The sequence below is a fragment of the Gammaproteobacteria bacterium genome (assembly GCA_028819075.1).
In the GTDB taxonomy this organism is placed as follows: domain Bacteria; phylum Gemmatimonadota; class Gemmatimonadetes; order Longimicrobiales; family Gaopeijiaceae; genus BD2-11.
The window spans coordinates 95225-115471 of sequence record JAPPMM010000018.1 but is presented as its reverse complement, the minus strand read 5'-3'; the positions used below and the strand labels follow the sequence as shown (position 1 = coordinate 115471).

At 70.5% G+C, this 20247-nt stretch carries 15 protein-coding genes; 3 read left to right on the top strand and 12 right to left on the bottom strand.

All coding sequences use genetic code 11. The annotated features are described in order from the left end of the window. Window positions 1-41: 41 nt before the first annotated feature. From OXU32_04340 to OXU32_04330, 3 genes are all read right to left on the bottom strand, one after another. The gene (locus OXU32_04340) at window positions 42-710 is read right to left on the bottom strand and encodes a hypothetical protein (GenBank protein MDE0073198.1); all 669 of its coding nucleotides are present in this window, start codon (window positions 708-710) and stop codon (window positions 42-44) included. Next, the gene (locus tag OXU32_04335; GenBank protein MDE0073197.1) at window positions 707-1894 is read right to left on the bottom strand and encodes a hypothetical protein; all 1188 of its coding nucleotides are present in this window, start codon (window positions 1892-1894) and stop codon (window positions 707-709) included. The genes OXU32_04340 and OXU32_04335 overlap by 4 nt, the downstream gene beginning before the upstream one ends. Window positions 1895-2028: 134 nt before the next feature. Further along, window positions 2029-4197 (bottom strand): GWxTD domain-containing protein, encoded by a 2169-nt coding sequence (locus OXU32_04330; protein ID MDE0073196.1) that lies wholly within the window; start codon window positions 4195-4197, stop codon window positions 2029-2031. A gap of 107 nt (window positions 4198-4304) precedes the next feature. Here OXU32_04330 and cyoE point away from each other — a divergent pair, with 107 nt between their 5' ends. Beyond that, window positions 4305-5189: a heme o synthase gene (cyoE, locus tag OXU32_04325; GenBank protein MDE0073195.1), complete on the top strand. Its 885-nt coding sequence runs from the start codon at window positions 4305-4307 to the stop codon at window positions 5187-5189. Between the two features lie 226 nt (window positions 5190-5415). Beyond that, entirely contained in the window at window positions 5416-6501 is a 1086-nt protein-coding gene (locus OXU32_04320; GenBank protein ID MDE0073194.1) for a P1 family peptidase, read from the top strand. A 41-nt stretch (window positions 6502-6542) separates the two neighbouring features. Here OXU32_04320 and serA read toward each other — a convergent pair whose 3' ends face one another. From serA to OXU32_04285, 7 genes are all read right to left on the bottom strand, one after another. Continuing rightward, window positions 6543-8150, bottom strand: a complete 1608-nt coding sequence (gene serA / locus OXU32_04315; protein ID MDE0073193.1) for a phosphoglycerate dehydrogenase — start codon at window positions 8148-8150, stop codon at window positions 6543-6545. Beyond that, window positions 8147-9310 (bottom strand): alanine--glyoxylate aminotransferase family protein, encoded by a 1164-nt coding sequence (locus OXU32_04310; GenBank protein MDE0073192.1) that lies wholly within the window; start codon window positions 9308-9310, stop codon window positions 8147-8149. The genes serA and OXU32_04310 overlap by 4 nt, the downstream gene beginning before the upstream one ends. A gap of 4 nt (window positions 9311-9314) precedes the next feature. Further along, a complete protein-coding gene (gene typA, locus OXU32_04305; GenBank protein ID MDE0073191.1) occupies window positions 9315-11144 on the bottom strand; it encodes a translational GTPase TypA in 1830 nt (609 codons plus the stop codon). A 66-nt stretch (window positions 11145-11210) separates the two neighbouring features. Beyond that, window positions 11211-12809, bottom strand: a complete 1599-nt coding sequence (locus tag OXU32_04300; protein MDE0073190.1) for an amidohydrolase family protein — start codon at window positions 12807-12809, stop codon at window positions 11211-11213. Between the two features lie 120 nt (window positions 12810-12929). Beyond that, window positions 12930-14636, bottom strand: coding sequence for a gamma-glutamyltransferase (locus tag OXU32_04295; GenBank protein ID MDE0073189.1), 1707 nt, complete (start codon window positions 14634-14636; stop codon window positions 12930-12932). A gap of 68 nt (window positions 14637-14704) precedes the next feature. Continuing rightward, entirely contained in the window at window positions 14705-14923 is a 219-nt protein-coding gene (locus tag OXU32_04290) for a hypothetical protein (protein ID MDE0073188.1), read from the bottom strand. Between the two features lie 119 nt (window positions 14924-15042). Then, a complete protein-coding gene (locus OXU32_04285) occupies window positions 15043-15690 on the bottom strand; it encodes a hypothetical protein (GenBank protein ID MDE0073187.1) in 648 nt (215 codons plus the stop codon). Between the two features lie 141 nt (window positions 15691-15831). Between OXU32_04285 and OXU32_04280 the strand changes: the two genes are divergently transcribed. Then, complete coding sequence (locus tag OXU32_04280; GenBank protein ID MDE0073186.1) at window positions 15832-16548, top strand: metal-dependent transcriptional regulator; 717 nt, start codon at window positions 15832-15834, stop codon at window positions 16546-16548. Window positions 16549-16560: 12 nt separating this feature from the next. Here OXU32_04280 and OXU32_04275 read toward each other — a convergent pair whose 3' ends face one another. Both OXU32_04275 and OXU32_04270 read right to left on the bottom strand, forming a co-directional pair. Next, window positions 16561-17652: a zinc-binding dehydrogenase gene (locus OXU32_04275; protein ID MDE0073185.1), complete on the bottom strand. Its 1092-nt coding sequence runs from the start codon at window positions 17650-17652 to the stop codon at window positions 16561-16563. 43 nt (window positions 17653-17695) lie between these two features. Next, window positions 17696-20191: a prolyl oligopeptidase family serine peptidase gene (locus OXU32_04270; protein MDE0073184.1), complete on the bottom strand. Its 2496-nt coding sequence runs from the start codon at window positions 20189-20191 to the stop codon at window positions 17696-17698. Between the last annotated feature and the right edge of the window lie 56 nt (window positions 20192-20247).

Below are 20247 nucleotides of genomic sequence, written 5' to 3'. Positions count from 1 at the left end.
CTGGCGGCTCGTGGGCCCTCCGGGGCAGTGGAAGAAGGAGTCTATTCCATGCTGATGACATAGCGGAACCAGGCCGCCACGGGCAGCCCGCCCCGGCGCGCCGGCTCGAACATCCAGCGGGCGGCCTCCTGTATCAGCCGGCGATTGAAGTCGCGGTCGGAGGTGGGGGGCATCAGGCGGACCGAATCCGCCGCGACTCTCCCCGACTCCAGGACGAACACCCAGACCTCCACCTCCCGGTCCCTCAGGCTGCGGTTGGAGGGAGGCAGAATCATGCTGCGGGGCGAGGGAGGGATCGTCCGCGACCTCCCTTCGGCGGCCGTGCCGCCGTCCCCCCGCCCCTCGCCCTCCTCGATGCCGGGACCCTCGCCTTCGCCGGGTCGCTCCCCGAGGAGCGACGCGTAGTCGACTTCCACCGACTCCTCGAACTCCACCGGCTCGACATCGACAAGCACGGGGGCGGGCACGCGCGGAGGAACGATGGGCCGGGGGGGCGCCATGGCCAGGCGCAGCGCCTGCATGGAACCCGATGCGGCCCGGTTGTCGCCCGCGCGCGGACCCGCGGCGGCGTACGGGGACACGACGGGCGCCGGAATGCGCCAGAAGAGGAACAGAAACAGATGGAAGCCGAGCGATAGCCCCATCGCCGCGCGCCAGAGCTTCTTCTCGCGCCGGCGGCGGTCCTGGTTGCTCGAGTTGCCCGGTGTCATCGGTCTGATGGAGGCCAGTTCCTTCGGTGAGGGAGAGCGAAGCCCGGCTGTTCGGGAGGCGCGACGCCGGAAAACGAGACGGAATGAGCCTCGCTTGTCGCGCCGTCCACGACCCACACCAGCCCGGAAGTCCTTAGTACCAACGAGGGGGATCCGAGGTTTCGGGCTACCGCGGCCACCTTCGGTTCCGCGGGACGCCCGATGTCGACAACCACCAGGCCCTGCTCGCCCGCGGCGATGTAGGCTCGGGACTCCAGCAGCGCCACGTCGAAGGCGTTGCGAACCCCCTGGTAGCGGGCGGCGAGCCGGGGCATGGCCGGATCGGACACGTCGATGACGTATACGCCGTCCCGGCCGGCGGCCACCACGCCGAGCGCGCCTTCCACGTCGAGCGAACGGGCGCTCGCGGCCAACTCCAGAGCCCCCATCTCCTCGAGCGTGCCTCCGTCGCGCGCCACCAGGCGGGGGCCTTCCAGCACCCACGCGATCGGTGATGCGCGCGGCCAGACCAAGTCGGCGGCCAGCGGGTCGCCCGTGGTGCGCGCGGCTTCCGACAGCTCCAGGTCGGCGCCCTGTCCGAGGCTGGTGAAGCCGAGCAGACCCCCCGCCCCCGACACCACCAGCCCCCCGCCGCTCCCCGCCGCAACCAGGCGGGCGCCGCGCGCGTCGACCCTCCGGCCGGGTCTGTCGTCCCGCAGGAGCGGAAGGGCGAACAGGCCGTTCGGGGTGGCCGCGACGAGGGCCGCGCGCTCCTCGACCACCGCGGCATCACGCAGCCCCCGCAACCCCCCCAGCGGCGACTGCGCCTCGCCCTCCAGCAAGACCAGTCCTTCAGCTCCGCTCAGGAGCGCGGCCGACCCAGCCACCCGGCCCCGGTCGGGCAGGAAGGGAAGCTGGACCGTCTGTCGCGGCCGGAGGTCCAGCCGGGGACCCGCCACGAACCGTCGCGCGGCCCCGTCGTCGAATTCCTTGCCGAGCAGGAAGCCCAGGGTGAACCCGACAGCCGTGGCCAGCGGCGCGAAGCACTCCGTCCGGGTGCAGGTGCCCAGGTTGGGACTGAAGTCGGCCGAAGTGAACGTCGGGATGCCGATGGCCACGGCTCCGATCGCGCCCCCCAGCCACTTGCGGTGGCCGCCGGGACCGAATTCCTGCGCGGTTGCGGCCGTGGGCGGCGGCAGCGCCACGGCCACCACCAGCAGGCCGGCGCAAACGGCTGGTCCGCATCCCTTCCACGGGCGGTCCGGGGCGCGATCCCGCGCCCGAGCCGGTCCTCGCGCGCCCCACCGCTTCGGGCGCGGCCGGCGGCAGACCGGGCGGCTCACGGCTCCCGCACCTGGAACTCCCGCTCCACGTCCACCTGGACGAGCGCATTGCGGTCCAGGACCCGCAGCCGCAGCCCGTAGCGGCCCGGCGGCGGCTCGTCGAGCTGGATGGTGAAGTACTCGGGCAGCATGTCCCTCGCCTGCACCTGGTTCTGCTTGCTGAAGGTGAGGCGCACGGCCTGGTCGCCCTCGGCGCTCAGCCCCCAACGGTCCGCCAGCTCGCCCAGCAGCTGCACCAACGACCCGGTCCGATGGATCTCCTCCACCGTCACCGCCAGCTCCAGGTCGTAGGACGCGACCTGGTTCGAGTCGGGCAGCAGGTTGTAGAGCTCGAAGTAGACGCCGATCTCGTCATCGGGGGCGTAGGTGAGCGTGGGCTCGGGCACCATGCGGAAGTCGGTGCGCGTGCGCGGAGGATCCGTGACGACTTCGAGCGACCGGGTCAGGAGGATGTCGCTTACGCTCGGTTCGCCGGTGGGAAAGCTGCGGGCGTCCACGCGCGCCCGGTGCACGGCGGCCGCCCAGCTGAGCGGGTCACGCGCTTCCGCCGACACGATGTGCGGCTGCCCGGCGGGCACGGTCGTGCGCCAGTTCAGGGGAAGCGCGCGGCCTGCCTCGAAGGTCACCTGCCGAGCCTCGGTAACGCGGCGAATCTCGGCCCCGTCGGGCTCGACCACGAAGAGGCCGGTTTCGAAGGTGGCCGCCGCCATCCCGACCGCCTCGCGGAGCGAATCCAGGGGGACGGCCGCGTACACCTCCAGATCGATCTCGTCGTCCACACCCCGGAAGCGCGCGATTTGAGCGGGTACCTGCAGGAGCGCGGGAAGCGACGGCGCCGTGAAGCGCGCGGGCTGGCGCGCCCGGTAGTTCTCGGCGTAGAAGCGGAAGTCGTTGGCGAAGGTGGCTCCGCGGTATCCCGGCATGCCCCGGAACACGAACACCGGACCGTTCCTTCCGTAGCTCCAAACGGTCGTCACCCGACCGGTGGACTCCAGGTCTCCGGCGGACGTCGTGTTGGCCCCGAAACTCGCCTGGCGCAGCGGTCTTCCGTAGCGCACCCAGATCTCGCCCCGGTCGGTGCGCCATCCCGGGACATCGTACTCGGGCAGACCGAACCGGAGATCGACGTAGGCCATGCGCGACAGGTACTCGGCCCAGTACTCGTTTGAAGGCGTCAGGTAGAGCGGATCCCACGCGGTCCAGAAGCGGCGGGCCGCGTCGGCCGGATCCGCGCCGACCCGCGCCTCGAAGATCTCCGCGTCATCCTGCGTGAGCAGCCGCGAGACCGCCAGGAAATCCGCGCGCACCTCCTCCGGCAGCAGCTCGACCGCATATTCGAACGCGCCCGCGGCCTCGTCGTCGCGGCCCTCGGCGTGCAGTCCCAGGCCGAGCGCGAGATAGGCGCGGGGCTCGGAAGGGGCCGCGCGCACGAAGCGCAGGGCTTCGGCCATGAACTCGGCCATGCGCCCCCTGTCGTAGTAGAAGGCCAGCAGATGGGTCGCCGCCCCCGTGTGCGCGGGATTCGCGGTCAGAGCCCGGTGAAAGTGGTCGAGCATGGCCTCGCGCGCGGCGGCCCCCTGCCCCGGGGCGTAGCCCGAAGCCTGGAGCACGTCCCAGACGTAGTTCGCGCTCTCGAAGGCGATGTCCCCGCGGAGTTCCGCGATGCCGATGGGGAGAAGGCGGCGGTAGCGAAGCCGGCGCCAGGTCGTCTCGCTGAAGATGCCGAGCTGGTAGTGGACCTCCGCGAGCGTGGGCGCGTCGGCGCGTTCGGCCACATCCAGCGCCCGCCGGAGCATCCTGCGTGCGTCCACGCGGATCTCCTGCATCATCAGGAGCCTGGCAAGCTCCAGCAGGTACAGGGGATTCTGCGGGTCGTGGCGCACCGCCTGGTCCAGCGCTTCGCGGGCGATGATGCGGCGACGGAAGTCACCCGTGCTGCGCGGAGCCTGCCGGGCGTGATACACCCCCTTGAGGAAGTGCGCCTCGGCGTACCCGGGATCGATCGTGACGGCTCGCTCGATAAGGCCCAGGGCACGGGCGGTATCGCCTTCCTGCGCCAGCCGGACACCCTCCTCGAGCGCCGCGCGCGCCGCGTTGCGCTGAGCCACGATCCCATGGGGCAGGGACAGCGCACACAGCAGAAGGAAGGCGGCGATCTGCTTCATGGACATCCGAAAACCAGGTGCGACGAGACACGCGGAACTTGCGTGTACCCCCGACCCCCGGCAACTTGCCGCCTCCAAATCCTTTACGCTCGCCGAGCACCGAGCACATGAACTCCACGACCGGTCCGCGCGGCCCCGGCGCGTATCTGGAACTGACCAAGCCCGGGATCGCGTGTTTCGTGATGACCCTGACCGGGGTGTCCTGCTATATCGCGGTCGGCGGCGCCCTCGGGGTTCTGTTGATCGTCCACACGGCGCTGGGGACGGGACTGGTGACGGGTGGCGCGCTGGCGCTCAACCAGTACGCCGAGCGCCGCGAGGACGCGCTCATGACGCGCACCCGCGCACGCCCGATCCCGTCGGGGCGCGTAACTCCGCGCGAGGCTCGCGATTTCGGGCTCCTGCTAACCGTGGCCGGGGCCCTCTACCTGTGGGAGGCCGCCGGCGCGCTGCCCTCGATTCTCGCCCTCGTCTCGAGCGCCCTCTACGTGCTGGTGTACACGCCGCTCAAGACGCGAACCTCGCTCGCGAGCCTGGTGGGCGCGTTTCCCGGCGCGCTTCCCGTGCTGGTGGGCTGGAGTGCCGCGGCGGGCACGTTGTCGGCACAGGCGTTCGCGGTGTTCGGGATCTTCTTCATATGGCAGCTTCCGCACATCCTCGCGCTGGCGTGGATCTGCCGCGAGGACTATGCCCGCGCGGGCATCATCATGGCGCCCCCGGGCGACGAGCACGGACGCCTCCTCAGCCTGCGCATGCTGGCGGCCGCCGCCGCGCTGGTTCCGGTGAGCCTTGCGCCCGTGCTGCTCGACCTGACCGGCATCGTATACGCCGCCGGAGCATTGCTGGCGGGCATCGCCCTTCTGGCGGTGACGTTCGCGGCCGCGGGGCGCCTTACGGACCGTCGAGCGCGCCGGGTCTTCCTGGGCACCCTGCTCTATCAGCCCTGCCTGCTGGTGCTGCTGATCGTCGATACCCTGGCAGTCGGTGGATGAATCCGCGCGAGGGGTTCTTCCGCGGGCTGCCGACCACCTGAACCGGAGCGCGACCGTGAACGTCCTGTCTTCGCCCCTTCCGTTTCCCGCCGCGCGAACCCGTCGCCGTTCATTCCGGCCGCGACCACTCATCGCCGCCGCTGCGCTCGTCGCTGCGGGGTTCGGCTCGGGGGCTCCCGCGGCTTCCGCCCAGGAAGAACCCCGGCCCCGGGCGCGCGACGTCGGGATCGCGCCAGGCATCTTCGCTCCGGGCCCCTACAACGCGATCACGGACGTGGAGGGCGTGCTGGTGGGGCACGCCACTGTGCGCGAGGGCGACCGCGTCCGTACCGGGGTGACGGCCATCCGGCCACACGGAGGGAACGTCTTCCGCGACCGGGTGCCGGCCGCAATGCACGTCGGCAACGGCTTCGGCAAACTGCTCGGCGTGACCCAGGTGCGGGAGCTGGGGGAGCTGGAGACGCCCGTCCTGCTCACCTGCACGCTGTGCGTGTGGAAGGCGGCGGACGCTCTCACGGAGTGGATGCTGGCCCGCGAGGGGATGGAGGGGGTGCGCTCCATCAACCCGGTCGTGGGCGAGACCAACGACGGCGGCCTGAACGACATCCGATCACGGCCGATCACTCCCGAGCACGTGCGCGCGGCACTCGAGTCGGCCCGCACCGGCCCGGTCGAGGAGGGGTCGGTGGGGGCCGGCACGGGGACCCGCGCGTTCGGCTGGAAGGGCGGCATCGGCACCAGCAGCCGGGTGGTGCCCGACGAGCTGGGCGGGTACACGGTGGGCGTGCTGGTGCAGTCCAACTTCGGCGGCATCCTCTCGATCGCGGGGGCGCCGGTGGGACGCGAGCTGGGGCGCTACTCGTTTCAGGGGACGGCGCCGGGCAGCGACACACCCTTCGGCGCGGACCAGGGCGAAGGGCGGGGAGGCGGAGACGAGGGGCAGGGATCCATCATGATGGTGGTCGCGACGGACGCGCCCCTCTCCCCCCTCAAGCTCGAGCGCGTGGCGCGGCGGGCCATGATGGGGCTGGCGCGCACCGGATCGTTCGCCGGCAACGGCTCGGGCGACTACGTGATCGCCTTCTCGACTGCATCCGGTGTGCGGCGTGGGGGGGACGACGTGCTGGCCGTCGAGGAGGTCGCTAACAACCGCATGTCGTCGCTCTTCCTGGCCACCGTGGAAGCCACCGAGGAGGCCGTCTACAACTCGCTCTTCAAGGCCACCACCGTTTCGGGGATGGGGAACACCGCGGAGGCCCTGCCCATCGACGAGACGCTGGAGGTGCTGCGGCGCTACAACGTCATCCCCTGAGGCAGCGGCCCGGCCGGGCCGGATGAGCGGCGCGTGGCCGCCTATCCCAGGCGGGCCGCCTTGACGTAGGAGATCTGGTCCAGTTCGCGCAGGCGATCCAGCAGCTCCTGCGTGATCTCGCCATCCACCGAGACCGCCGCCATGGCGTCCCCGCCCGGCTCCAGGCGGGCCTGGTGGTATCCGGCGATGTTGAAGCCCATGGACGCCAGCACCGTGCCCACTCCCGCGATCACCCCGGGCTTGTCCTGATTGCGCACGATGACGATGGATCCGCGCGGCTCCAGGTCGATGGAGAAGCCGCCGATGCCGACGATGCGGGGGTGGGTGCCCTCCAGCAGCGCTCCCGCGACGCGCAACAGGCCGCCCTCCGCCTCCACCTCGGTGACCAGGTACTCGGAGTAATCGGGATGCCGGGTCGCGCGCGCCGCCACCACCCTCATGCCGCGCGCTTCGGCGAGACGGGCCGCGTTGACGGCGTTGACGCGCGTTCCTCCGACGATGTCCTCCAGCAGCCCGCACAGCACCGCGGCGGTAAGCGGGCCGGGGGCCTCTTCCGAGGCACCGCTGTAACGCACCTGCACCCCCCGGATGCCTCCGGAAGCGAGCGCGCACGCGAGACGCCCGATCCGGGTTCCCAGCTCCAGCAGGGGACGCAGCTTGCGCAGCGTTGCGCCATCGATGCCGGGCGCATTCACGGCCCGGGAGAGATCGCCGTCGAGCAGCGCTCCGCGCACGGCCGACGCGATCTCGGAGGCCACCAGCTCCTGCGCCTCCGCGGTGGAGGCCCCCAGGTGGGGACTGAGGATGAGGTTCGGGCTCCCCAGGAGAGGGCTGGACGCCGACAACGGCTCCTGGCGGAAGACATCCAGTGCGGCGCCCGCCAACCATCCCTCCCGGAGGGCGCGGGCGAGCGCGTCCTCGTCCACCACCCCGCCGCGAGCCGCGTTGACGAGGTAGGCCGACTGCTTCATTCGGCGCAGCTGCTTCGCCCCGATCATGGACGTGGTGGAGGGAGTGAGGGGCACGTGGAGGCTGAGGAAGTCCGCCTGCTCGATCACGTGGTCGAGGCCGCTCGGCTGCGCGTCCAGCTCCTCGGCGCGGGTTGCGGGCAGATAGGGATCGTAGACCAGCACCCTCATGCCGAAGGCGCGGGCGCGGCGCGCCACCTCCCCGCCGATTCTCCCGGCCCCGACCAGCCCGAGCGTCTTGCCGTTGAGCTCGACCCCGGAGAGTCCCGGCGTCTTCCAGGTCATCTCGCGCACCGACCGGTCCGCGGCCACGACCTTGCGCGCGAGCGCCAGAATGAGCGCAAAGGTGAGCTCCGCGGCGGAGACGGTGTTGCCCGCGGGCGCGTTCAGCACCGGGATGCCGCGCTCGGTGGCGGCGTCGAGGTCTATGTTGTCCACCCCGGCTCCGGCCCGCCCGATGACCTTCAGGCTGGACGCCGCCTCGATCAGTTCCCGGGTGATCCGGGTGGCGCTGCGCACGATAATGGCGTCCGTCCCGGTTATCGCTCGTTCCTTCTCCGCCGCCGGACGCTCCGCCAGCCAGCGCACCTCGAAGCGCTCGTCGCCGGTGAGCGCGCCGAGCCCCGAGGGTGAGACCTGGTCGGCAACACCGACCACGTACCGGCGGCCGCGCGCGCTCATCGCCTTCCTCCGGCAAGCCCCTGCCCCGGGGGTGCCCGCAGGACCTCCTCCAACGCCCCCAGCACCCGATCCAGTTCCTCCACCGTGTGGTCTCCCATGTGGCCGATGCGCACCGACCGCGGTTTGAGTCTGCCGTATCCTGCTCCGATCACGAACCCCCGCTCCTTCATCGCGTGCGCGACCTCCGGACCGGTCCGCCCGGGGGGCAGGAGCAGGCAGGTCACTGTGGGCGAACGAAAACCGTCCGGTGCCAGCACCGACAGCCCCGCACCGATGCGCTCTCCCGACGCGTCCGCCCAATCGGCGCACCTTCGCGCCATCGCCGCGTGGCGCGCCCAGCGTCTCTCCAGGCCCTCCGCCGAGATGTGGCGCAACTGCTCCGCCAGGGAGTACATCAGCGTCACCGCGGGCGTGTTCGGCGTCTGTGCCTTCGCCAGAGAACTGGAGAACGCGACCAGGTCGAAGTAGACCCCCTTGCGTGCCGCGCTCGCGGATCTCTCCAGCATGCGCTCCGACGCGACGCCGAACGCCAGCCCCGGCGGCAGCGCCATCGCCTTCTGGGAACCGGCGAGCACGAAATCGAGGCCCCGCTCGTCCGCCTGCACCGGGGCGCCTCCCGCACTGGTAACGGCATCGACCAGCACCAGCGTGTCCGGGAACTCCCGCACCGCCGCCGCCAGGTCGGCGATAGGGTTGAGAGCGCCGGTGGAGGTCTCGGAATGCACCATGGTCACGGCGTCGTAGCGCCCCGCCTGCAGGCGGGCCCGCACGGAATCCGGATCGTGCACGCCGCCCCACGGCGCGTCGACAACGTCCACCTCGAACCCGCAGGCGCGCGCGATGCGGGCGAAGCGCTCGGAGAACGCCCCGTTCACGAGCGACAGCACCCGCTCCCGCGCGCCGTTGCGCACCGCCGCCTCCATGAGGCCGGTGGCGGACGAGGTCGACAACAGTACCGGCCGCGATGTGCCGAACACCTCCCGCAACCCGGGCTGAATCTCGCGCATGAGCGCGTTGATGGGTTCGCCGCGGTGCCCGATGAGAGCCCGCTTCTGGGCCGCCAGCACCGCCGGCCGCACCTCTGTGGGACCGGGCAGAAAGAAGCGGCCGAACCCGTTCTCACCGTCCGGGCCGCCGCACGCCGCCGAGTTGTCGGTCATGGTCTCACCTTCTGCGGCGCGCCGCCTTCCGGCGGGCCCCGGCATCCAGGATTCGCTTGCGCAGACGGATTGCGCCCGGGGTTACTTCGATGAGCTCGTCGTCCGCGATGAACTCCAGAGCGGATTCCAGCGTGATTACGCGGGGCGGCTCCAGCCGGATGTTGTCGTCCGCGGCCGCCGCCCGGATGTTGGTGAGCTTCTTTCCCTTGCACATGTTGACGTCCAGGTCGCCCGCTCGGACGTGCACGCCGACGATCATGCCCTCGTAGACCGGGGCGCCGGGCTTCAGGAAGAAGGTGGCGCGCTCCTGCAGGCCGAAGATGGCGTACGCCACCGCGGCGCCACGGCGGTCGGCCACCACGGCGCCACGGTCGCGTCCGGGCAGCGCCCCCGCCCACGGCCCGTACTCCAGGAAGCGGTGGTGCATCAGCCCGTCCCCGCGGGTGTCGGTGAGGAACTCGGTGCGGTAGCCGAACAGGCCGCGTGCCGGAATACGGAAGCGCAGGCGAATCGGCCCCCGGTCCGTCGGTCTCATCTCGAGCATTTCGCCCCGCCGCCCGCCCAGTTTCTCGATGACGGTGCCCACCCGGGCTTCCGGCGTCTCGGCCACCAGCTCCTCGTAGGGCTCCAGAGGCTCGCCGGCGGGGCCTTCGCGGATGAGCACGCGCGGGCGGGAGACCTGGAACTCGTAGCCCTCGCGGCGCATGGTCTCCATGAGGATGGAGAGGTGCAGCTCGCCCCGCCCGGCGACCCGGAAGGTGTCCGGATGGTCGGTCGCCTCCACTTTCAGGGCGACGTTGCGCTCCATCTCCCGGAACAGCCGCTCGCGGAGCTGGCGCGTGGTCACGTACTTCCCCTCGCCGGAAAAGGGCGAGTCGTTGACGACGAAGTCGACCGATATCGTGGGCCGCTCCACGGCGATGCCGTTCAGGCGCTCGAGGTGCTCCGGATCGGCCAGCGTCCTGCCGATCTCCACGCCCGGGACGCCCGCCACCGCCACGATGTCTCCCGCACCGGCTTCCGCGATGTCCACGCGCTCCAGACCGTCGAATCCATACACCTTGAGGGCGCGCGAACGGGCCGCGTCATCCTCCTCGACCATGCCGGCCGCGCCCATCGGCAGCAGCGCCACCTCCTGGCCGGGCCGGATGCGCCCGCGCTCGACGCGGCCGATCGCGATGCGTCCGACATAGGAGGAATGGTCCAGCGTCGAGACCAGCATCTGGAAGGGCCCCGCCGGTTCGACGGGCGGAGCGGGCACGTGATCCACGACGGCCGCGAACAGCGGCGCGAGATCGGCGCCGCGCCCATCGGCATCCGGTGTCGCCCATCCTTCCCGACCCGAGGCGTACAGGAAGGGGGCGTCGAGCTGCTCGTCGGTGGCCTCGAGGTCCATGAACAGCTCCAGCACCTCGTCGTGGACCTCTTCGGCGCGCGCGTCCGGGCGGTCGGCCTTGTTGATGACCACCACCGGCGCGTGGCCCAGCTCGAGCGCCTTGGCCGTTACGAACCGGGTCTGGGGCATCGGTCCCTCGGCGGCGTCGACCAGGATCAGCACCCCGTCCACCATGCGCAGGATGCGCTCGACCTCGCCTCCGAAGTCGGCGTGGCCCGGAGTGTCCACGATGTTGATCTTGAACTCGCCCCAGCGCACGGAAGTGTTCTTGGAGAGGATCGTTATGCCCCGCTCCCGCTCCAGCGGATTCGAATCCATCACCCGCTCGCGCACGTGCTGGTTTTCGCGGAACACCCCTGCCTGGCGGAGCATCTGGTCCACGAGGGTGGTCTTCCCATGATCGACATGGGCGATGATTGCGACGTTGCGGACCTTCATGCCGGGGTTCGGCTCTTGCCGGATTGATGTCTGGTAGCGACGAACGCGCGAAGCCCGGCGAGCCTTCTAGCGATCCGCTCGCCGGAGCACCCGCCCGGCACGCTCGCCGGTGAAGGCCCCGTCACGGATCGCCGCCGTGCCGTTCACGAAAACGTGCACCATACCCTGCGACAATTGGTGCGGGTCCGTGTAGGTGGCGAGATCGCGGACCTCCTCCAGGTCGAAGACCACGATGTCCGCGACCGCCCCCATGACGAGCCTCCCTCGACCTCGGAGACCGAAGACGTCCGCGGGAAGGGACGTCATGCTGCGGATGGCCGCCTTCAGGCTTACGGTGCCGTCCTCCACCACGTACCTGCGCAGCTTGCGCGGGAAGGTGCCGTAGGCGCGCGGATGCGGCACGCCAACCTGCCACTCCGGCAGCGCCCCGTCGGAGGCCGTCATGGTCCAGGGCTGGATCATGAAGGCGGCGATGTCGTCGTCGCTCATGTTGAAGGAAACGACCGACGCTCCTCCCTCCCCGATCAGCTCCAGAGCCGCGTCCAGAGGATGGAGAGAGCGGGCGATGGCGACATCCTCCAGGGTGCGGCCCTCGATCGACGGCTCAGGGCGGAAGCGGCGGAACTGGAGGCGGTCCGCCCCTCCGCGGCGCGCGAGGTTGGCTTCCATCTCTTCGCGGATGCGTGCGCGCGTGGCGGGATCGGCGAGGCGAGCCGTGAGTGAATCGCCTCCCCCTGCCTGTGCCCAGCGCGGCAGAAGCGCCGCCGAAAGCCCCGTTGAAGAGGCCTCGTACGGGTACTGGTCCGCGTACACCTCGACCCCCTCCGCGCGGGCCGCCTCGATGGCGGCGATCACCTCCGCCGACTTGCCCCACACCGGCGGCCCGAGCGCCTTGATGTGGGTCACCACCCCCGGCAATCCCGCCGAGCGCGCCACCGTAATCACTTCCTCCACCGCCGCGACCAGGCCGATGGTGTAGTTCGACTCGTCGCGGATGTGGCTGGTGTAGACCCCACCGTACTCGGCCACGACCTCGGCGAGGGCCGTCAGCTCATCGGTATCCGAGTAGCTTCCGGGGGCGTAGAACGGTCCAGACGACATGCCGAACGCCCCTTCCTCCATGCCCTCCCGCACCAGGGCCTTCATCTCCTGCAGTTCGTCGGGGCCCGGCAGCCGATCGTCCATCCCCAGCACCGCCCTGCGCACCGATCCGTGGGGCACCAGCTGCGCCACGTTCACCCCGAGCCCGTCTTCGAGCAGCACCGCCCGTTGCAGGGCCAGGTCCATCGGCCCTCCGCCATCGGGGTTCACCACCACCGTCGTGATGCCCTGCGCCAGCAGGGGCTCGGCGTGGCTGCGGTCTTCCGTGTCGAGTCCCGAGCCCGCGTGCGAATGAACGTCGATGAAGCCTGCGGAGACGTGGAGACCGGCGATGTCCAGGGTGTCGCGCGCAGTGTAGCCGGCGAGATCGCCCATCGCCGCGATCCGGTCTCCTCGCACTGCCAGATCCGTGACGAACTCGGGGGCGTCGCCCACGGCCTGCAGGATGCCGCCGCGCAGGATGACGTCGAACTCGGGGGCGTCGCCCGACGAACATGCGCTCGCGGTCAGCACGAAGAGAAGACTCAGCACACGGCGGCGCGGGGCGTCAACAGCAGTTCCCATCTCCGGATTCCTTGTCAGCGGTCGGCGTTTGCGGACGCCGCCGGTTGCACTTCCACGGCATGCGGGGCCCCCGCCAACGCAAGCGGCTGCCCCGGGAGCGTCCCGTGAGTCGAGCCCAGGTCAGTTGCGAGGCGCCGCCGCGCTCCCCTCCCAGTCCGGATCCGCGGCCCCCGTCCAGGAGGAGGCGGTGGCATCGTACGACATCCCGTGGATGCGTCCGAACGCGCCGGAGCGTGGCACCTCCTGCACCGCGAAACCGAGCTGACGCAACTCCGCGATGACCTCCGGGGACCAGCCGATATCCGGCGACGTCTCCATCTGGAACCCGCTCTCGGAGCCCGGTGAGTTCAGCGATCCCTGCATCGGATGAAGGCGTGCGGCGGCCAGCGCCTCGGGAAGGGAGAGCCCCTGATCGACGACCCGGCATACCGCCTGCACGACGGCCGAGACGATGCGTGCTCCCCCGGCAGCGCCCAGCACCAGCATCGGATCGTCGCCGTCCAGTACCATGAACGGGGCGATGTTGGAGCGCGCCCGCTCGCCCGGCTCGAGGCGGCCCAGATACCCTCCCAGGGTCGCCGCGTAGAGGAAGCCCAGCCCCGGCGTGGCGATCTTCGAGCCCATCGCCGGCCCGATGGTCTGGGTGAGCGACACCGCCATGCCGTCGGCGTCCGCGGTCGAAAGGTGCGTGGTGTGTCCGTCGTCGTCCGGGCCTGCGAAATAGGTAGCTCCGGTCTCCGGGGAAGCCCGGGGCGCAGCTGCGGGCTCCGGTCCCATGGCCGCCGCCGCCACCGGCAGATGGACGCGTTCGGCCTGCTCGCGCGCCCATTCCCGCGACGTGAGCAGCTGCCACGCGTCGGGTCCGCGGTGGGTGCGCGCCGCCTCGAAGCCGAGCGCAAGCGCCTGCCCCACCACCAGGGCCCACGTCGTCTCGTCGGCCCCCGCCATGTCGAAGTTCTCGATGATCTGAAGGATGCCGATGGTCATTGCCCCGGCAGCCGGGGTGAACGTGCCCACCAGCTCGTGGCCGCGGTAGCTGCCCCGCACCACGCGGGAATCCTCGGCGCGGTAGCCGGCGAGCGCGCCGGCCGTGACGTGCCCGCCCGCGCCCACGATGTCGTCGGCCATGGCCCTCGCGATCTCGCCCCGGTAGAAGGCGTCGGCGCCTCCGGAAGCGATGCGGCGCAGCACCATCGCCAGATCGCTCTGCACGAAATGGTCGCCCGCGTCGTACGGCGATCCGTCCGGCTCGATGTAGTACAGGGTCGCGCCCTCGGATTCCCGCAGTTGCTCTGAAGTCGATGCCTGGCGGGCGGCTTCACCGGGCAGGAGCACGAAGCCTTCGGAGGCGTACCGAATGGCCGGCTCCATTACGGTGGCCAGCGGAAGCGTGCCGTGCTCGTCGAGGAGGCGGGTGAGCCCCGCGACGGCCCCCGGCAATCCCACGGTGGGATACCCGTAACCGGCCTGAGGGGCCGTGTCGGGATCGTAGGTGTCCGGGGCCTGGGTGGTGGCGTCGATGCCGTGAAAGGTCCCTTCCGCGGTTCGCACCAGTATCTGGGTGCGCCCGCCGATCGAGTTCATGCTCGGCTCCACCACCGATACCGCAAATGCCGCGGCCACCGCCGCATCGGCCGCGTTGCCGCCCCGCTCGAGCATTTCGACGCCCGCGGCGGTCGCAAGCGGCTGGGCCGCGACCACCATTCCCCGGCTCGACTGCGCCACCTGGTCGGTGGTGGGCTCGACGCGCGTCGGCGCAGTCCCGCCACATCCCCACAGCAGAACCAGTGAAAGGGCAAGACAGCGAGAGGAGTGCGATGCCCTCATGAAACCTCCCGTCCCACGCAGACGCGGCGCGGACTCCATTCGATCCGCAGGTCCCGCGTCCCCGGATGTCAGTCCACCTGGAGGTACCCGTGCTCTTCCAGCAGCGCTCTCAGCCGCGGCTCGCGGTCAGGCAGACGCGTGCGGCTGACCTGGCGGGCGAGCGCGATCCGGTCTACTTCCGAGACGCGATCCAGGATTGCGATGGGCGTCCCATACCGCAGCAGGATGCGCTTGGCGTCCACAGCTACGGAATCGATCACCTTCTCATGGGGCGCGGATTCAGGCACGCTCACCTCCAACTCGTCCAAGACCTCGAAATCGACGGATCGAAACACCGTGCCAAACACAACGGCACAGAATGAGAAAGATATGTTTCCTCGCCCTTTCCGCCAAGCTCGGCGCCGCTTCAGCCACTCCCCAGCATGAGCCCCGCCGTCCAGAACAGATCGTGCTGCGTGGTCTCCACGTCGTTGTCGGCGAAGATCGGGCTGATGTAGTCGGAGAGTTCGGTGACGATGCGCAGCGGACCCATCCTCACCTCGATGCCCGCGCCGAGCAGCATGGTCCTCCGGGTCTGATCGTGCAGGGGCGACCGGTGCAGCGCGTCCAGCGACTCCAGGTCGTAGTGCTTCACGCCACCGCCACCCAGCAGGTACGGTTGAACGGGAACGCCGCTGGGAAGCGGGCGGAAGACGAGGGCGGCAGTGGCGTTGAGGAGGTTGTTGCGAGCCTCGCACTCCGGACACATGCCGGCCGAGACGGCGAGGTCCGCGCTCGTCGCGTACGCCAGCGTCGCGCGCCCCGAGATGGGCCCGGAAACGGCGAGTTCCAGCCCGAGGGAGTAGGCGAAGCTCCGTTCGCGCTCGCCGAACTCGACCGCCTGCCCGAAGCCGGCATCTGCCAGAAGGCCCAGATCCTGGGTGGGCACGTAGTATCCGGCCTGGAAGATCAGGTAGCCTCCCTGGGCCCTCGCGCCCGGCGGCGCCAGCGCGGTGGAGAGGCATCCCGCAAGCAGCACCAGCGCAGTTGCCCTCGATCCGTGTCCGATTCTCATGTGCGCATCGCTCCGGGTTGGTCGGGTTGGTTTGGGGTCGTCCCCCCGCGGCCGGCCTCGACCGGGAGGGCGCGAGGTGCTCCGGCAGCGCGGGAAAGGACAGGTTAGATTGTAGCCCCGCCCACGCAACAACAACCCGCGATGGCTCAAACGTCCCGATTCTCGCCTTCGATCGAGGATTACCTGAAGGCGATCTTCGCCCTCACGGAGCACGACGATACCGCCACCACCAGCGATATCGCCAGCACCCTGGGCGTACAGCCCGCGTCGGTGAGCGGAATGGTGAAGCGCCTGGCCGACCTGGGCGTCGTGGAGCACGAGCCCTACCGCGGCGTCGGCCTCACGCCCAGCGGCCGCCGGGAAGCGCTCCGCATCGTTCGTCGCCATCGCATCATCGAGACCTACCTCAGCGTGCGCCTCGGCTATTCCTGGGAGGATGTGCACGACGAAGCCGAGCGGCTCGAGCACGCCGCCTCCGATCAGCTCATCGAGCGCATGGCCGACGCGCTCAAGAACCCGCGCCACGATCCCCACGGCGCGCCCATTCCGACGCCGGGAGGCGAGATCGATTCGACCAGCTATCCGACGCTGGCGGATTCCGACGCCACCGGCCCGATCCGGATCCGCGCGGTGCGCGACGACGAGCCGGAGAGACTGCGCTATCTGGAGGCCAGGGGGCTCCTGCCGGGGGTGATCCTGGCGGTGGAGGAGAGGGCTCCGTTCAACGGACCCGTGACGGTGCGCCTGGGCGGACCCGACGGCGACAGCCAGGCGATCGGCTTCGACCTGGCGCGCTGCATCTTCATCGACCTGGAGCCGGCCGCACAGCCCGCCGACGACTCCGCGCGGTCCCTCTGACGTCCGAGGCCGTCAGGGCACCACAAGCGCCTTCGTGACCCGCAGCGCGGCCACATCCTCGAGCGCCTGCTGCGTGCTTTCGAGCGGATAGCGCGCCCCGATCACCTCGGCGAATGGCAGGCGTTCGCGGTGCCGGGAAAGCAGCCGGAGGGCGCGTACCAGATGATGGAAGTCGGTCCCCCACTGGCCCCGCACGTCCACGTGCCCGCGGTTGATGTCGGTGTGCGGATTGATCTCTACGGGCCCGGCGTCGGTGTAGTGTCCTGCCACGACATAGCGGCCCCCGTCGCGGACGAGCGCGAATCCCTCGGGGATGGCGGCCGGGTTGCCGCTCGCCTCGATGACCAGGTCGGCCCCGCGCCCTCCGGTGCACGCCATGACCGCGTCGAGGCGCTCCTCCGGCGTGGTGCCCGACAGCGAGAGCCCCACTCCCGCTCCCATGCGTGCCCCGAGCGCCAGGCGGGCATCCGGATCGCCGATGAGCACGACCTCGGCCGCGCCCGACAGACCGGCGAAGGCGGCGGCGGCCAGTCCCACCGGACCGGCCCCCTGCACCACCACCACATCCCCCATGCGCAGATCGGCGCGATCCACCGCCGCGAAGCCGGTGAAGAGCCCGCACCCACCCCCGATCACGTCGTCCGCGTCCAGGTTGTCCGGCAGCCGGAGAATGCGCACTCCCGGCTTCAGGCAGATGCGCTCCGCCCAGCCCCCCAGCAGCCCTTCCGCGAGGGTGTAGGTGATGCCGTACACCTTGCGCGCCGGACACCGGTTGGGCTGGCGCGCCACCAGGCAGTGGTAGCAGCGGTAGCAGGTTTCGTGCACGTCCAGGAAGGTCACCACGTCGCCGGGCGCCAGCGGCCGCCCGACCGCGTCTCGCTCCACCCCGCGCGCCTCCGCCACCCTGCCCACGCTCACGTGGCCGGGGATGATCGGGTAGGGCACCCCGGCCAGCCGACCGTGCCACAGGTGGACGTCGGTGCCGCAGACTTCGCTGGCGATGGTCTCCAGGAGGACGGCGCCGGGTTCCAGGTCCGGGTCCTCCAGGGTCTGCACGACCATAGGCTCGTGCGGGCCTGTCATGACGGCTGCGCGGACGGGCATGGGTCAGGTCACCGCTCAACCGCCTCCAGCGGCTCGCTCACCCCTACCGGTCCATCACCGGCACGCCCGCGTTCTTCACGTACGTGTCCATCCACTCCACCATTTCGGCCAGCGCGTGCATCACCGACTCACGCCCCCGGTAGCCGTGGCTTTCGTGGGGCAACATCACCAGCCGGGCCGTGCCCCCGTTGCCCTTCATCGCGTGGAACATGCGCCGCGACTGCACCGGGAAGGTCCCCGAGTTGTTGTCGGCCTCCCCGTGTATGAGGATCATCGGCTCGTTGATGTCGTCGGCGTGCATGAACGGCGACATCGCGAAGTAGACGTCGCCCGCCTCCCAGAAGGTGCGGCGCTCGTTCTGGAAGCCGAAGGGCGTCAGGGTGCGGTTGTAGGCGCCGCTGCGCGCGATGCCGGCCTGGAACAGGTCGGAGTGGGCGAGCAGGTTGGCGGTCATGAAGGCGCCGTAGCTGTGGCCGCCGACGCCGACCCGGCCGCGGTCGGTGACGCCCATTTCCACCACCTTGTCCACAGCCGCCGCCGCGGAGCTTACGAGCTGATCCACATACGTGTCGTTGGGCGTCTCCTCGCCGATGATCGGCATGGTGGGTCCGTCGAAGACGGCGTACCCCTGCGTGAGGAAGAAGAGGTGTGAGGCGCCGCCCACGCGCGTGAAGCGGCTGGGCGAGCCGCGCACCTGGCCGGCCACGTCGGGGTTGGAGTATTCGCGCGGATAGGCCCACACGATAGTGGGCAGCCGCGTTCCCTCCTCGTAGTCGGCGGGCAGGTAGAGCGTCCCTGAGAGCTGCACCCCGTCCTCGCGCTCGTAGGTGACGAACTGGCGCGTCACGTCGGAGAGTTCGGGATGGGGATTCTCGAACCGGGTCAGCTGCCTGCGGTCCTCGGAACGGGTGTCGCGCACGAAATAGTTGGGCGGCTCTAGAGGCGTCTCATACTGGGTGAGGACGCGGCGGCCGTCGTCGTCGAGCATGGCGACCACGGACTCGTAGCTGCCCGGGGAGGCCTGGAAGAGGCGTTCGCTCTCGCCGGTGGCGAGATTCATGCGGTCGAGGAAGGGATGGTCGCCGGCATCCGAGGCGCCCGCGCCCGTCAGGAAGATCCAGTCGCCGTCCTGCACGATGAGCGACTCGCCGTTCTCCGCGCGCCGCGTCACCGGGGTCCCGGGGTCGCCGTAGCGGTCCTGCGAGTTGCGCTCCCAGATCAGCCTGGGCTCGGCGCCGCCGTCCACGTCGATCCGCCAGGTGCGGATCATGTTGGACCGGCGCCAGGACTCGGTCAGCAGCGCCAGACCATCCTCCCCCCGCGAGAGTCCCGCGTAGCGGAGGGCCGTGCGCGCCACCTCCGCGGCATCGCCGTCGAACGGTGCAGCCAGCCGCATCACCTGGTCGCGGTGCTCGGCCTCCGTCCAGGGATCGCCCCCGTCCAGCGCCTCGACCCACATCAGGGTGTGGTCCTCCCCGGGCATCCAGCGGTGTCCGCGCGGACCCTCCTCCACGCCTCCGATGGGCGCTCGGTCCGCGAGCGGGAGCGCCGCGACTTCGGCCACCACGCCGCCGTCCCGGCTCCAGATCTCCAGCTCCTTCGGGAAGCGCGAATCCGGCACCAGGTAGGAGAAGGGGCGCACCGTCCTCTCCGCGAGGATGTACGCGCCGCTGGGCGAACGGCTGAGATTCCAGATGCCGGGTTCCCCCAGCGTGCGCACCGTCCCGTCGTCCGCATCCACGATGGCGGGCTGGGAGGTGGCGAAGTACTCGTACAGCGCTGCGCCGTGGGAGTCTTCGATGAGGTCCTGGTAGGTGCGTACCGGGGCGGTCCTGCCTTCGGCTTCCTGGATGACCGGGCCGCCGGGGACCGGGGGCGCCATGGGCGAGGGCCCGCGTCCCGAGGGCACCAGGGTGCATAGCAGCTCGTCCCCGCCCGGCATCCACTGGCAGGGCTCTCCGCGCACCCCGTTCAGCTGCTCCCCGGTGAGCCTCCGGGCACTGGCCTCCGAGACGCTTCCGGTCCAGAGTTCGATCCCGTCGCTCACGGTGCGCGTGATCGCGAACCGGTCACCTGCGGGAGCGAAGCGCGGCACGCCCCAACCGCCCTCCGGCGCGTCGACGGATCGCTGGGAACCATCGGCGACATTCATCACCGAGAGGGTGGTGGTCAGTCCCGGATCGCGTCCCGTCGAGGGTCCGAAGACGCCGGTGGTCGCCGGATTGATGCGCCGGCCACCCAGACGAAGCATGGGCTGCGCCATGTCCTCGATCGAGGGCATGCTGCGGCGGCCGGTGAGCACGATCCACTCCCCGTCCGGGCTGACGTTCACGAACGGGGGCGGAGGCGCGTCGAGGATGCGAACGATCTCCTGGGGAGGCATGCGATATCCCTCCTGGGCGGAGACTTCGTGCGCGGCCGAGGCCAGGAACCCGGCGGCGCAGGCCGCCACGAGCGTGGCCGGCAGCAGTCTCCGTGCTCTGCCGTGGGATCGCCGGGCCGTGGACATGGGGCGGGAGGGTGTGGTGGTCGGGGCCATGATGGTCTCTCCGGAATCACGTGGCACGCCAGACGTGCTGGCGTTCGAACCGTACA